Source organism: Caulobacter radicis (assembly GCF_003094615.1).
Lineage (GTDB): Bacteria > Pseudomonadota > Alphaproteobacteria > Caulobacterales > Caulobacteraceae > Caulobacter > Caulobacter radicis.
The window spans coordinates 114,155-126,850 of sequence record NZ_QDKO01000025.1 but is presented as its reverse complement, the minus strand read 5'-3'; the positions used below and the strand labels follow the sequence as shown (position 1 = coordinate 126,850).

Below are 12,696 nucleotides of genomic sequence, written 5' to 3'. Positions count from 1 at the left end.
TTGGCGAAGTTGGTCTAGAACCTGACATATGGCGCAGAAAGATCCTGTCACCGCGTTCCCGATCGGGTCGCAAGGCGCGTTCGACGAATTGCGGGTCGATCAACAGCTCTGCCTGGCGCTGCAGACATCAGACAGCCTGGTGACGAGGCTCTATCGCGAGATGCTCGCGCCCTTGGGCCTTACCCATCCGCAGTATCTCGTTCTGATTTCGCTGTGGCAGGAGAATGGTCGGGCGGCGATGGGCGACCTTCGGCGAATCCTGTGCATGGACACCGGCGCTGTCACACCGTTGGTCAAACGCATGGAGAGCAAGGGCCTGCTTGTCCGCTCGCGCGATGACCTGGACGAACGCAGGGTTTGGGTCGATCTGACGCCCCAAGGCTGGGCCCTGCGCGAGAAGGCCCTGGAGGCGCGGCGCTCCGTCGTGCGCCAGTTGCCGTTGACCGACGCTCAAGTCGCCGCCTTGCGCAGCGAGCTGCAGGCGATGAACGAGGCGCTGCTGACGGCGCTCCGAGACTGATCGCCGCTCTTAGACGACCTCCTCGCGCCAGGATCGACCAATTCATTGTTAAAGCTCTGAACCTCGCGGGCGGGTGGGGTGTTCAGCCGACATGACCAACACCGCCCTGATCCCCTCCGCCCTCATCGGCGCCGTCGCCAGCGCCCGGTCGATGACCCCGATGGCCACTATCGCCTCGGCCCGCCTTGCGGGGCGTTCAACGCCCGGCAAGCTCGTCCTGCTCGACCATCCGCTGTTCAAGTTCGGCGCCCTGGCCATGGGGATCGGCGAGCTGCTGGGCGACAAGATGAAAACCGCGCCCGACCGCACGGTCTTCCTGGGCCTGCTGGCCCGGATCGCCAGCGCCGGCATCGCCGGCGCGGCCCTGGCGCCGCGCGGTCGCGAGAAGGCCGGGGCGAGCGTGGCGATCGCGACCGCCGTGCCGCTGGCCTACCTGACCCTGGCGGGACGCAAGCGGGCCATGATCAAGTTTGGCCAGACGCCCAGCGGCCTCGTCGAGGACGCCCTGGTAGTCGCCGCGGGCGTGGCGACCATCGCCTTCTTCACGCGTCAGCCGTGGGGCGCCCGCGGGTGACGAAGTCCCCCTTGCGACAGGTCGCCAGGCCCTCGTGTCCCTGCAAATCAACATGGCCTGCTGGCCTGCCAGGAACCGGCGGCCAAGCCTGACCGTTGGCACGGCGAGACGGGAGGGATGGCGTCTTGGATGCGAACGCGGTTTATGCCCGGGCCTTGAGCCGGGCCTTCGGCGGGGCCCTGCTGTTTTCTTTTCCGCTGCTGATGACCATGGAGATGTGGTCGCTGGGGATGGCGGTGGAGCGCTGGCGGCTCCTGATCTTTCTGCTGCTGACCGTGCCGATGCTGATCGGTCTTTCCTACTACGCCGGTTTCGAACCGACCTTCAGGCTGAAGGACGAGGTGCTCGACGCCTTGGCCGCCTTCGGCGTCGGTTTCCTGCTGGCCGCCGTCTTGCTGGCCGTTTTTGGCGTGCTTCGAGGCGACGAAATCTGCACCCAGGCCGGTCTTGGCAAGATCGCGCTGTGCGCCGCCCCCGCGGCGGTGGGCGCGCTTTTGGCCGGCAAGCAGCTGGGCGAGCGGGGACCAGGCGCGCGCGAGAAGGAGAGGGCTGGACCGCTCAGCGAGCTTTTCCTGATGGCGGTGGGGGCGGCGTTCCTGGCCTTCAATGTCGCCCCGACCGAGGAGATGGTGCTGATCGCCTACCAGATGGGGCCCTGGGCCACCCTGGCCCTGGTGGCGATCTCCATCCTGCTGCTGCACGTCTTCGTCTATCAGCTCGGTTTTCCGGGCGAGACGCGGCGTCGGCAGGCGGGCGACTTTCGCCGCACCTTCGTGGCCTTCACCTGCCCCGGCTACGGGGTCGCACTGCTGATGAGCCTCTACCTGCTCTGGACCTTCGGGCGCACCGATGGGGTCGCCGCCCATGAGGTCGCCACCATGACGGTCGTCCTTGGCTTCCCCGCCGCCATCGGCGCGGCCACCGCTCGCCTGGTGGTGTGATGGCCCAGAAGCCCAAAACCGCAACTCCAGCGCCGGCCTCAAAACCGAAGGCCTCGTCCAAGCCGGCGCCGGCGAAGGGAACGCCGGCCCTGGAATGGGCCTCGGCGGCCGTGGGGCTGGTGCTTGCCGCCACCGCAATCGGTTTCACGGCCTGGGACGCCCTGTTCGGCGCCGAGGGGCCGCCGGCGATCGAGGTGAAGCTGATCGAGGTTACGCCGACGGCTCACGGCTATGTCGCGCAGGTGGAGGCGTTCAATCACGGCGGCGAGCCGGCCGCCCAGGTCCAGATCGAAGGCGTGCTGTCGATTAAGGGCGCGCAGCAGACCTCGGGCTTCACGATCGACTATGTCGCCGAGGGCTCCAAGGCGTCGGGCGGTCTGGTCTTCGAGAGGGATCCGAGGGCTGGCGAGCTGATGCTGCGCGCGACGGGTTTCGCCGACGCGTCCTGACGGCGTTGAACGCTAGTGACGCCAGAGGAATGGCGCTGATTGCCAAACGATGGCGATGGCGGCGAGGGTCGACGCCAGGGCCGACAGGCGCGGTACGAACACTCCGCCGAGACCGGGGCGGCGGGAGGCCCGCCAGGCCCGAACGGCCAAGGCGACTGCCGCCAGGACACAGGCGAGCGTCAGGCCCGCGAGAAGCCAGGTGAGCGGGGCCTGGTGCTCGTACGAGGATATGTCGACCAGACTGGCGATCGCATAGGCGGCCAGGAAATGCGCCGCCCAGAGCGCAAGACCGCCCAGCAGGGAAAGCCAGGTGTTCACGCCAGACCCGCGGGGAAGAGGCGGGTGACGTAGAGCCCGACGAGGCCCTGGCCGGCGGTGTAGGCCAGGAACAGGCCGACCAGCTCGATGGTCGCGGGCCGGTCAGGGCCCACATATCCGTAGAGCCGTCGCAGCAGCACATAGAGCGCCATGATCGCTGCAACGGCGACGAAGAAGCCCTGCCAGGCCAGGATGGCGTGGACGATCGCGCCCTGGGCGCTGGCCTGGGGCGACAGCCCGATCGAGCGCCAGGACGACAGGTCGACGCCGAAGGCCAGCCCCAGCAGGGCGCCCCCGGCAATGACCATGGCGGTGGCCAGCCACGGGCGCCCGAGCTGGCGTCTGGCCAGCAGGGCCAGGGCGCCGCCGCCGATGGCCGATGCCGTCGCGACAGCCAGCGAGGTGGTGTCGGGCGGCGGTCGCCAGGTGTCGGGACTGCGGCTCCACAAGAAGACGTAGGAGAACACCGACATGGCCAGCACCATGCCGCCGACCACAAGGGTCACGACCATCGCCCACCAGCCGGTGCTCGACGATCCGCTGGCGTAGGTCGGCAGCTCGATCCCTGCGCCGACGTCGACCGTCTGCTGCGGCAGGGGATGGTCGAGGAACCAGCACCAGCGCAGAACGCAGACGATCGCCAGCACGCCGCTGAGCACCGAAGCGGCATAGGCCTGCACGGTCAGCAGCAGGAAGAAGCCGGCCGTGAACACCGCAGCCCAGACATGCCAGCCCGAGGGGATGGGCATGCGCAGCAGGTGCTGGGGCTCGGCGTTGACGGGGCTGGTCACCAGGGTCTCGCGGCCGCCGGTCGGCGCGCCGGGCAGGAAATAGCGGCCGGCGGCGACGTCGCGGGCGAGATTCTTCTGGTCCCAGAGCGGATAGAGCGAGGTCACCACCGGGATGCTGCGGGTGGAGTAGAGGCCCGCCGGCAGCCACTCCAGTCCGCCGCCGCCGTAGACGTTGCCGGCCTCGCTGAAGCCGAAGGGTCGGAAATTGCGGATCATGTCGATCACCCAGATCAGCACCCCGGCGGCGAAGACGAAGGCGCCGATGCTGGAGATGAGGTTCGGCCACTCCCAGTCGCGACCAGCGGCATAGGTGTAGACGCGCCTGGGCATGCCCATCAGGCCGGTCAGGTGCATGGGCAGGAAGGCCAGGTGCATGCCGGCGAACATCAGCCCGAAGGTCCAGCGACCCAAGCGCTCGCTCAAGGGGTGGGCCGACACCATCGGCGTCCAGTAGTAGATCGCCGCGAACAGCGGAAAGACCATCCCGCCGATCAGCACGTAGTGCAGGTGGGCGACGATGAAATAGGTGTCGTGGGCCTGCCAGTCGAAGGGGACCATGGCCGCCATCACGCCCGTCAGCCCGCCCATGACGAAGATCAGCAGCGAGCCGAGCACGAAGAGCCCCGGCGCATTGAACTTCATCCGGCCCGAGGCGACCGTGGCGATCCAGGAAAAGACCTGCACGCCAGCGGGCAGACTGACGGCCATGGACGCGGCCGAGAACATTCCGACCGACACGCCCGGCAGGCCGGTGGTGAACATGTGGTGGGCCCAGACCCCGAAGCTGATGAAGCCGGTCGCCAGGAACGCCAGCACCACCAGCCAGTGACCGACCAGCGGCGTGCGGGCCACGGCCGGCACGATGGTCGACATCGCACCCGCCGCCGGCAGGAAGATGATGTAGACCTCGGGGTGGCCGAAGAACCAGAAGAGGTGCTGCCACAGCATCGGATCGCCGCCGCGCGTCGCGTCGAAGAACGGCCAGCCCAGGGCGCGCTCCAGCTCCAGCAGCGTCGTGGCCAGGATCACCGACGGGAAGGCGATGATGATCATGCCGGCGAAGACCAGCATGGCCCAGGCGAACACCGGCAGCTTGTCCAGCGTCATGCCGGGCGCGCGGGTCTTCAGAACGCCGACGATGATCTCGATGGCCCCGGCGATGGCCGAAATCTCGATGAAGCCGATGCCCAGCAGCCAGAAGTCGGCGTTGATGCCCGGCGAATAGGTGGTCGAGGTCAGCGGCGGATACATGAACCAGCCGCCGTTCGGCGCCAGGCCGAAGAACAGCGAGCAGAAGAACGCCAGACCGCCGATCAGATAGGCCCAGAAGGCGTAGGCCGACAGGCGCGGAAAGGGCAGGTCACGCGCGCCCAGCATCTGCGGCAGCAGCAGCACGCCCAGCGCCTCGACCGCCGGCACCGCGAACAGGAACATCATCACCGTGCCGTGCATGGTGAAGATCTGGTTGTAGGTCTCCTGGGCCAGCACGCCCTGCATCGGCAGGGCCAGCTGGGTGCGCATCAAGAGCGCCAGCACCCCGGCCAGCACGAAGAACAGCATGGCCGCGCCGACGTAATAGACGCCCACATAGTTGTTGTTGATGACGGTGATCCACTCCCACCGCCGGGGCGCGCACCAGATCGCCTCCAGCTGCTCCAGCTCGCCCTTCGGCCGTCGTCCCTTGGTCGGAAAGCGCTCGTAGAGGGCGGTGTCGAAGCCGGTCTCGGACGGCGTGGGCGGGCCGTTCACTTCAGGCTCTCCAGATAGGCCGAGACGTCGCGCAGTTCCTGGCCGCTCAGCACCGAATAGGCGGGCATGCGGTTACCGGGCTTGATCGCCTGGCTGTCACCGATCCAGCCGGCCAGGGCTCCCTGGTTGTTGGGCAGGACGCCGGCGCCGAGGGTTCGGCGGGAGCCCACATGGGTCAGGTCCGGGCCCGCCAGGCCGTTGGCGTCGGTTCCCCGAATGGCGTGGCAGGCGCCGCAGCCGGCGCGGTCGAACACCGCCTTGCCGGCAGCATGGGCGGGCGCAGGTGCGGCGGGCTCGCCCTGCTTGACTTTCCAGGCCTCATAGTCCGCCGGCGCGTGGGCGACGACGACCAGCGCCATCAGCGCGTGCGGACCGCCGCAGAACTCGGCGCACTGGGCTCCGTATTCGCCGGGCTGGTCGGCCTGGATCCGCAGGATGTTGCGGCGGCCGGGGATCATGTCGAGCTTGCCGTTCAGCCGTGGGATCCAGAGGCTATGGATGACGTCCGTCGACTCCAGCTCCAGCGCCACGGGCCGACCGGCGGGGATGTGGATTTCGTTGGCGTCCTGGAAGGCCTCGCGGCCGGCCGCGTCGAGATAGCCGACCCGCCACCACCACATCTCGCCGGTGACGCGAACGCGCAGTTCTCCGGGGCGGGGCGGCTCGCTGAGGCGATGGGTCAGCGAAAGGCCCCAGACCAGCAGGGCGCTCAACACCACGACGGGAAAGGCGATCCCGGCGATCCAGACGAGACGCTCGCCGCCCAAGCGCTTGCGCCAGGCCCGTGGTGCGAAGAGCGCGAGGGCCAGGGCGACGACCACGATCGCCAGCACGGCGGCGGTCATGGCCAGCAGACCCCAGGTCAGGCTGTTCAACGGCGCGGCGAAAGGCCCGGCTGGATCCAGCGCCGGCGGGGGCCACCCCTTCAGGCTCCCGTGTGCGGGCGGCGCGTCAGTCTGCATCGAGCGAATAGAGGTAGGCCGCCACGTCGCGGGCTTGATCCTGGGTCAGGCGGGAGGCGGGCATGGCGGTGTCTGGGGCCATGGCCGGCGCATCACGAAGCCAGGCGATCATGACGTTCGGGCGGTTCGGGAAGCGTCCGGCGATCATCGCCTGGGCCTGCAGGTTGTCCAACGACCCGCCGACCGCGCCGCGTGGCCACTGCACGCCGGGAATATGATGGCAAGCGCCGCAGCCTTCGGCTTCGATCAGGCGCAGGCCTTCGGTGGGATTGGCGCCCGCCAATTGGCGTGAGGGAAAGGGCTTGTCCGCGCAGGCGACCAGCGTCGCGCCGGCCAGGCCGATCATCGCCGCGCTCGCTGTCCTGGTTCCACCGATCACCAAGGCCCCTTCGAAAACCCGAAGGCTCAACCCGTCGGAACGGTCGCGGTTCCGCAGGGTTTAGGCGGAGTGGGCCGTTTCGCTTCCTCCCTTATCGCGCTCGCCGCGCTCAGCGCCTGCGACCGCGCCCCCGCCCGGACCGACGCCCTGCTGAGCGTCGATGGACGGACTATCGCGATGAGCGGCGGCGCCGGCGGAGCAGCTCATGCCTGCTTCTCTTGCCACGGCCTCGACGGCATGGGCGACGGCGTATCGGTCCCGCGCCTGGCCAGTCTCGACGCCGGCTATCTGCAGAAGCAGATGGAGGACTACGCCTCGGGCATCCGGCCCGACAAGGTGATGGGCCCGGTCGCCAAGCCGCTCGACGACAGGGCTCGCCGCGCCGTTGCGTTCTATTATTCGAGCTTGCCGACGGCGGGCGGCGACACCCGCGACAGGTCGCCGCCAGCGCTCTGGACGAGAGGCGATCCCGTGCGTGGCCTCGCGCCCTGCGCCGCCTGCCATGGAGCCGAGGGGCAGGGTGTAGGCGCGGCCCAGCCGGCCTTGGCCGGACAACCCGCGGCCTATACCGCCGACCAATTCGCTCGCTGGAGGCGCGCTGTGCGCCGCAATGATCCGCGCGGGGTGATGACCACGATCGCGGGCAAGCTCAGCGAAGCCGAAGTCGCCGCAATAGCGGCCTGGCTAGAGACGCAACCTGTTTCTCCAGCGCCCGCCAGCGGCGCTGCCAGCGCGTCCGCCGTCGAGGCCGCTGCGGCAGGATCGGCAGCATCCCGTGAAGGACGTCGTCGCGATCAATCAGGTGGTGCTTCAATGCAGCGCCGACATGGACAGGGATCATGGCGACAAGGCTGAGCGCGAGGCCCCAATGCAGCCACTCGGCGACGGCCTCGATCGTCCAGAGCGTCGCGTGCGACAGCTCGCCAAACGGCAGCAGCGGCCAGGGCGTCAGGTTCAGCAGGGTCAACTCGGTGTCGCGGCTGGTCGCCGAGACCATGGCCCAGCCGGTCAGCGGTAGGCCGAACAGGCAGGTGTAGAAGACGTAGTGGGTGATATGGGCCGCCGTGCTCTCCCAGCCGGGCTTGTCGGCGTCGTTGATGACGGCCGGGGCGAACAGCCTCCAGCCCACACGGCCCAGCACCAGAACCAGCATCAGCACGCCGATCAGGTAGTGCAGTTCGTAGGCCGCCTGCATCTGAGCGCCGGGCGCCGCGCGGCCCATCCACCAGCCCCAGCCGAGCTGGAAGGCGACGAGCCCGGCCATGGTCCAGTGAAAGACGATGGCCACCGGCGAATAGCGTCCTTCGTCGGCATGGCCGGCGGCCCATTCGAAGATGTTCTCGATCAGCCGGTCGATCATCGGGCCGCGAAGCCCGAGGCGCTACGCAGCCGCCGGCCGAGCAGGGCGAGCGCCGCGGCAAGGTAGACGCTGGCCGCCGGGATCCACATGACGAGGCCCGCCAGTTGCTGGTCGTCCAGCGGCGACAAGCCCCAGGACGTGGTCGTCAGGGCGTGGGGCGCATAGAGCGCGCGCGGCATGAAGGTCAGCAGGGCGCCCAGCAGGCCCATCTGCACGGTGGTCGCCAGCAGTGCGGCGACGGCGGCCGGCGCCGGAGCGGCTCGGACCGCACGCCAGAACATCATCGCCGACGCCAGCATGCTGGCCTGCATCAGCCAGTAGACGCCATGGTTCGACAGCGCCGCCTCATAGAGCGCCGGGACATGCCATAGCCAGAAGGCCCCGGCGAAGGCGAGTGTCGCCGCCGCGAGGCTCCTTGAGGCGCGGGGACGGGGCAGGGCCCAAACCATCAAGGGCGCGGCGAGGCTGGTCAGCAGCACGTGGTGCGCCGTGCGGGCCGAGAACAGCGCCGAACTGAGCGCGCAGAGGGGCGACACGAAGCTGACCAGCAATATCGCCATGGCCGCGAAGGCCAAGCCGCGCCTGGTCGGGGCCGCGACCCAAAGCCATGCAGCCATCAGCGCCAACGCGACAAGCAGCAGCGGGTCGAGGTTCCAGCGGCTCCAGATCTCGGCGGGCGAGGGGCCGGCGCCGCAGTAAGGTGTCCAGGTCTCCATGGCTCAGCCTTTCGGCAGGGCGTAGGCGATCAGGTAGTCGCCCTCGGGCGTCTCCATGAAGTGATGCCCGCCGGCCATGATCACCACGTACTGGCGGCCGTCCTGCTCATAGACCATCGGATTGGCCTGGCCGCCGGCCGGCAGCACGTCGCTCCACACCGTCTTGCCGGTTTCCATGTCTACGGCGCGGAACAGGTTGTCGGTCGCCGCGGCGATGAAGATCAGGCCGCCGGCGGTGACCACCGAGCCGCCGTTGTTGGGCGTGCCGATGTCGATCGGCAGCATCGAGGGAATGCCGAAGGGGCCGTTGCGCCGCGCCGTGCCGAACGGACGGTCCCACAGGGTGGCGCCGCTCTTCAGATCGATGGCGCGGATGCCGCCATAGGGCGGGCGCTTGCACAGCATGCCCGTGCCCGGCATACGCCAGCCGGCGTTGACGTCGATGGCGTAGGGAACGCCCATCTGCGGATCGCCAGCGCCTTCGGCTCCACCTGCCTTGGTCTTCTCGCGCGGATCGCCGCGCGGGAACCAGCCCTTGGCGTCGGCCACGGCGCGCGGCACCAGCTGGTTGTAGTTGGGCATGTCGTTGTAGTTGGCGACGATCACGCCGCGGCGCGGGTCCAGCGCGATCCCGCCCCAGTCCGAGCCGCCGTTATAGCCGGGATACTGGATCCAGCGGGCCTTGGCCTGCGGCGGGGTGTAGGGGCCGTTGTAGACGGCGCGCTTGAACTGGATGCGACAGATCATCTGGTCGATCGGCGACATGCCCCACATGTCCTTCTCGGTCAGTGGGGGCTTGGCCAGGCTGTGATAGAGCGAGAACGGCTGGGTCTTGGCCCGCTCGGCCGGCTCGACACCGCCGCCGGGAACCGCGCGCTCCTCGACACCCGTCAGCGGGCGGCCGGTGCGCCGGTCGAGGATGTAAATCTCGCCCTGCTTGCTGGGCAGGATGATCGCCGGCACAAGGCCGCCCGCCGTCGGGAAGTCGACCAGCGTGCCCTGCGAGCCCAGGTCATAGTCCCAGACGTCGTTATGGGCGGTCTGGAATTTCCAGCGCGGCTTGCCGGTGACGACGTCCAGGGCCACCAGGGCCGAGGACCATTCCTTCTCCGCCGGGCGGCGCAGCGAGCTGTAGTAGTCGGCGGCCGAATTGCCCATCGGCAGGTAGACCAGGCCAAGGGCGTCGTCGCCGGTAGCCGTTGTCCACATGTTCGGCGTGCCGGGCGTGTAGGTGCGCCCCTGCGGCGGCAGGCCGGTGATGTCGGGCGCCATCATATCCCAGGCAAAGCGCATCTGGCCGGTGACGGCGTCGTAGCCCTGGATGACGCCCGACGGCGCCCAGCGCTTCTGGCCGTCCAGCACCTGGTGGCCGGTGACGATGATCCCGCGCACGATGGTCGGCGCAGACGTGATCGACACCATGCCGGGCACGACCTCGCCCATGCCGGTCTTGATGTCGACCTGGCCGCCTTGGCCAAAGCCCGCGCAGGGCTTTCCGTTGCGGGCGTCAACGGCGATCAGCCGGCCGTCCAGCGTGCCCTCGATGATCCGCGCGGCGCAGGCGGCGTCGGCCGCCGCGCCGGGTTGCACGAAGTAGGTCACGCCCCGGCACGCGGCCGTATAGGGGATAGCGTCCTTGGAGACCTTGGGATCATAGGCCCAGCGCTGCTTGCCGTCGCGAGCGTCCAGCGCGAACAGCTTGTTCATCGCCGAGCACAGATAGACGCTGTCGCCGATCTTCAGCGGGGTGGTCTCGGCGCCGAACTTCTCGGGCATGTCGCCGGTGCGGAAGGTCCAGACGCGCTCGAGCTTGCCGACATTGGCCTTGGTGATCTGGGCGGCGGCCGAGAAGCGCTGGGCGTCGTGCGAGCCGCCATAGGCGATCCAGTCGGCGCCCGTCGCAGCGCCGGGTCCGGCGAGCGCCGCAGGCAGCGGCTTGGCCGGCGTCGGGCGATTGGCCGCCGCGACGATCGCGCCGCCTGCGCCGACCAGTACGACAAACGCGGTGAGGCCAGCCAGCATCGGCTTGCTTCCCCTCCGCGTCAGCACCGGCAGCGACAGCACGACCAGCAGCAGGATCACCAGCGGCGCGACCAGACGCGGCACGAGCGCCCAGCCGTCCAGCCCCGTCTCCCAGAGCGCCCAGACAACGGTCAGCGCAAAGATGACGAAGTAGACGATCGCGCCGGCCGGCTTCAGTCGAGCGACCAGCACGCCCGCGATCAGCAGGCCGATCCCGGCCAGGACGTAATAGGGCGACCCGCCCAGGACGGCGAGCCAGGCGCCGCCGACGCCCAGCACCAGACCGATCAGAACCAGGAGAGAGCCCAGCAGGCGAACCAAGACCGACATGCATCTCTCCACCAACGCTTGGTGCGACAACACCGGCGGGGAAGGGGATGTTCCGTGGCCAGGCTCTGAACCTCGGGGCGAATGGCGTGTTCAGCCGACATGACCAACACCGCTCTGATCCCCTCCGCCCTCATCGGCGCCGTCGCCAGCGCCCGGTCGATGACCCCGATGGCTACGATCGCCTCTGCCCGTCTGGCGGGGCGCTCGACGCCCGGCAAGCTCGTCCTGCTCGACCATCCGCTGTTCAAGTTCGGCGCCCTGGCCATGGGGATCGGCGAGCTGTTGGGCGACAAGATGAAGACCGCGCCCGATCGCACGGTCTTCCTGGGCCTGCTGGCTCGGATCGCCAGCGCCGGCATCGCAGGCGCGGCCCTGGCGCCCCGCGGCCGCGAGAAGGCCGGGGCGGGCGTGGCGATCGCCACAGCCGTGCCGCTGGCCTACCTGACGCTGGCGGGACGCAAACGGGCGATGGCCAAGTTCGGCCAGACGCCCAGCGGTCTCGTCGAGGACGCTCTGGTCGTCGCCGCCGGCGTGGCGACCATCGCCTTCTTCACGCACCAGCAGTGGGGCGCCCGCGGCTGACGCGGCGCCCCTCCGCCGTCGACGTCGGGCGGCGTCAGGCGATGCCTGCGCCGCCGGTCACGCCATAGACCTCGCCGGTCGTGAAGCTGGCCTCCTGCGAGGCTAGCAGCACATAGACCGGCGCGATCTCGACCGGCTGGCCGGGACGGCCGAACTGGCTGTGTTCGCCGAAGTGCTGAACCTTCTCCTGAGTCTGGCCGCCGCTGGGCTGGAGCACCGTCCAGAACGGGCCGGGCGCGACCGCATTGGCCCGCACGCCGTCCTTGATCAGCTGCTTGGCCAGCGCCTTGGTGAAGGCGACGATGCCGGCCTTGGTGGTGGCGTAGTCCAAGAGGTTCTCGGACGGCTCGTAGGCCTGCACAGAAGCGGTGTTGATCACCGCCGCGCCTGGCCGCAGGTGAGGGCGCGCCGCCTGGGTGATCCAGAACATCGCGTAGAGATTGGTTTTGAGCGTGTGGTCGAACTGCTCGCTGTCGATGGCGGCGATGTCGGGGCGGCTGACCTGCTTGCCGGCGTTGTTGACCAGGATGTCGAGCCCGCCCAGGCCCTCGACCGCCCTGGCCACGAGCTCGCGGCAGAAGGCCTCGTCCTTGATGTCGCCGGGCAGGGCCACGGCCTTACGACCCTCGGCCTCGATCAGGGCGCTGACCTCGCGGGCGTCGCTTTCCTCGCTCGGCACATAGCCGATGGCCACGTCGGCGCCCTCGCGGGCATAGGCGATGGCGGCGGCGCGGCCGATGCCGGAGTCGGCGCCCGTGATCAGCGCCTTGCGGCCGATCAGCTTGCCTGAGCCGCGATAGCTTTCCTCGCCATGGTCGGGCTTGGGATGCATCTTGGCGGCGAGGCCCGGCGCCGGTTGCGGTTGGGCCGGGAAGGGCGGCTTGGGGTACTGCTCGCGCGGGTCCTGCATGCGCAGGCGATCGTCCTGGCTCATCGTCGTCTCCGGTGTGGGGAAGGCGGCGCGCCGAAGGGACGCGCCGCCGGGAGGGGGAGGAAGCGAGCG

At 69.2% G+C, this 12,696-nt stretch carries 13 protein-coding genes and 1 pseudogene; 6 read left to right on the top strand and 8 right to left on the bottom strand.

Annotated elements, in window-relative coordinates; genetic code table 11:
* Positions 1–28 precede the first annotated feature (28 nt).
* The 4 genes from DDF62_RS16410 (at position 29) to DDF62_RS16395 (ending at position 2,484) form a co-directional block, all read left to right on the top strand.
* The gene (locus DDF62_RS16410) at positions 29–520 is read left to right on the top strand and encodes a MarR family winged helix-turn-helix transcriptional regulator (RefSeq protein WP_116490087.1); all 492 of its coding nucleotides are present in this window, start codon (positions 29–31) and stop codon (positions 518–520) included.
* 91 nt (positions 521–611) lie between these two features.
* Complete coding sequence (locus DDF62_RS16405) at positions 612–1,094, top strand: hypothetical protein (protein ID WP_116490086.1); 483 nt, start codon at positions 612–614, stop codon at positions 1,092–1,094.
* Positions 1,095–1,219: 125 nt separating this feature from the next.
* Positions 1,220–2,035, top strand: a complete 816-nt coding sequence (locus tag DDF62_RS16400) for a TIGR02587 family membrane protein (protein ID WP_116490085.1) — start codon at positions 1,220–1,222, stop codon at positions 2,033–2,035.
* A gap of 110 nt (positions 2,036–2,145) precedes the next feature.
* Positions 2,146–2,484: a hypothetical protein gene (locus DDF62_RS16395; RefSeq protein WP_133244940.1), complete on the top strand. Its 339-nt coding sequence runs from the start codon at positions 2,146–2,148 to the stop codon at positions 2,482–2,484.
* Positions 2,485–2,496: 12 nt separating this feature from the next.
* Here the strand turns inward: DDF62_RS16395 and DDF62_RS16390 are convergent, their stop codons facing one another.
* Genes DDF62_RS16390 through DDF62_RS16375 form a run of 4 tightly spaced genes read right to left on the bottom strand, consistent with a single transcriptional unit; the run spans position 2,497 to position 6,650 of the window.
* Positions 2,497–2,802 (bottom strand): hypothetical protein, encoded by a 306-nt coding sequence (locus DDF62_RS16390; protein WP_116490083.1) that lies wholly within the window; start codon positions 2,800–2,802, stop codon positions 2,497–2,499.
* Entirely contained in the window at positions 2,799–5,342 is a 2,544-nt protein-coding gene (locus DDF62_RS16385) for a cbb3-type cytochrome c oxidase subunit I (protein WP_116490082.1), read from the bottom strand. Before DDF62_RS16385 ends, DDF62_RS16390 begins: the two co-directional genes overlap by 4 nt.
* Positions 5,339–6,304 (bottom strand): cytochrome c oxidase subunit II, encoded by a 966-nt coding sequence (gene coxB, locus DDF62_RS16380; protein WP_116490081.1) that lies wholly within the window; start codon positions 6,302–6,304, stop codon positions 5,339–5,341. Before coxB ends, DDF62_RS16385 begins: the two co-directional genes overlap by 4 nt.
* Complete coding sequence (locus DDF62_RS16375; RefSeq protein ID WP_116490080.1) at positions 6,294–6,650, bottom strand: c-type cytochrome; 357 nt, start codon at positions 6,648–6,650, stop codon at positions 6,294–6,296. Before DDF62_RS16375 ends, coxB begins: the two co-directional genes overlap by 11 nt.
* Positions 6,651–6,860: 210 nt before the next feature.
* Here DDF62_RS16375 and DDF62_RS26700 point away from each other — a divergent pair.
* Positions 6,861–7,316: pseudogene (locus DDF62_RS26700) on the top strand (c-type cytochrome); the annotation flags it as partial.
* Positions 7,317–7,332: 16 nt separating this feature from the next.
* Here DDF62_RS26700 and DDF62_RS26260 read toward each other — a convergent pair.
* Genes DDF62_RS26260 through DDF62_RS16355 form a run of 3 tightly spaced genes read right to left on the bottom strand, consistent with a single transcriptional unit; the run spans position 7,333 to position 11,111 of the window.
* A complete protein-coding gene (locus DDF62_RS26260) occupies positions 7,333–8,043 on the bottom strand; it encodes a cytochrome b (protein WP_244286845.1) in 711 nt (236 codons plus the stop codon).
* Positions 8,040–8,759 carry a cytochrome c oxidase assembly protein gene (locus tag DDF62_RS16360; protein WP_116490078.1) on the bottom strand — a complete coding sequence of 240 codons (720 nt, stop codon included), beginning with the start codon at positions 8,757–8,759 and terminating at the stop codon, positions 8,040–8,042. Before DDF62_RS16360 ends, DDF62_RS26260 begins: the two co-directional genes overlap by 4 nt.
* Positions 8,760–8,762: 3 nt before the next feature.
* Positions 8,763–11,111, bottom strand: a complete 2,349-nt coding sequence (locus DDF62_RS16355) for a membrane-bound PQQ-dependent dehydrogenase, glucose/quinate/shikimate family (protein WP_116490077.1) — start codon at positions 11,109–11,111, stop codon at positions 8,763–8,765.
* Between the two features lie 99 nt (positions 11,112–11,210).
* Between DDF62_RS16355 and DDF62_RS16350 the strand changes: the two genes are divergently transcribed.
* Complete coding sequence (locus tag DDF62_RS16350; protein ID WP_116490076.1) at positions 11,211–11,693, top strand: hypothetical protein; 483 nt, start codon at positions 11,211–11,213, stop codon at positions 11,691–11,693.
* A 34-nt stretch (positions 11,694–11,727) separates the two neighbouring features.
* On the opposite strand, the gene DDF62_RS16345 is transcribed toward DDF62_RS16350, so the two are convergent.
* Positions 11,728–12,627: an SDR family oxidoreductase gene (locus DDF62_RS16345; protein WP_116490075.1), complete on the bottom strand. Its 900-nt coding sequence runs from the start codon at positions 12,625–12,627 to the stop codon at positions 11,728–11,730.
* Positions 12,628–12,696: the final 69 nt, after the last annotated feature.

What these genes read in the sequence shown, in the direction of transcription:
- DDF62_RS16410 (WP_116490087.1), top strand. Translation starts at nt 29, where the DNA reads ATGGCGCAGAAAGATCCTGTCACCGCGTTCCCGATCGGGTCGCAAGGC.
- DDF62_RS16405 (WP_116490086.1), top strand. Translation starts at nt 612, where the DNA reads ATGACCAACACCGCCCTGATCCCCTCCGCCCTCATCGGCGCCGTCGCC.
- coxB (WP_116490081.1), bottom strand. Translation starts at nt 6,304, where the DNA reads ATGCAGACTGACGCGCCGCCCGCACACGGGAGCCTGAAGGGGTGGCCC.
- DDF62_RS16375 (WP_116490080.1), bottom strand. Translation starts at nt 6,650, where the DNA reads ATGATCGGCCTGGCCGGCGCGACGCTGGTCGCCTGCGCGGACAAGCCC.
- DDF62_RS26260 (WP_244286845.1), bottom strand. Translation starts at nt 8,043, where the DNA reads ATGATCGACCGGCTGATCGAGAACATCTTCGAATGGGCCGCCGGCCAT.
- DDF62_RS16360 (WP_116490078.1), bottom strand. Translation starts at nt 8,759, where the DNA reads ATGGAGACCTGGACACCTTACTGCGGCGCCGGCCCCTCGCCCGCCGAG.
- DDF62_RS16355 (WP_116490077.1), bottom strand. Translation starts at nt 11,111, where the DNA reads ATGTCGGTCTTGGTTCGCCTGCTGGGCTCTCTCCTGGTTCTGATCGGT.
- DDF62_RS16350 (WP_116490076.1), top strand. Translation starts at nt 11,211, where the DNA reads ATGACCAACACCGCTCTGATCCCCTCCGCCCTCATCGGCGCCGTCGCC.
- DDF62_RS16345 (WP_116490075.1), bottom strand. Translation starts at nt 12,627, where the DNA reads ATGAGCCAGGACGATCGCCTGCGCATGCAGGACCCGCGCGAGCAGTAC.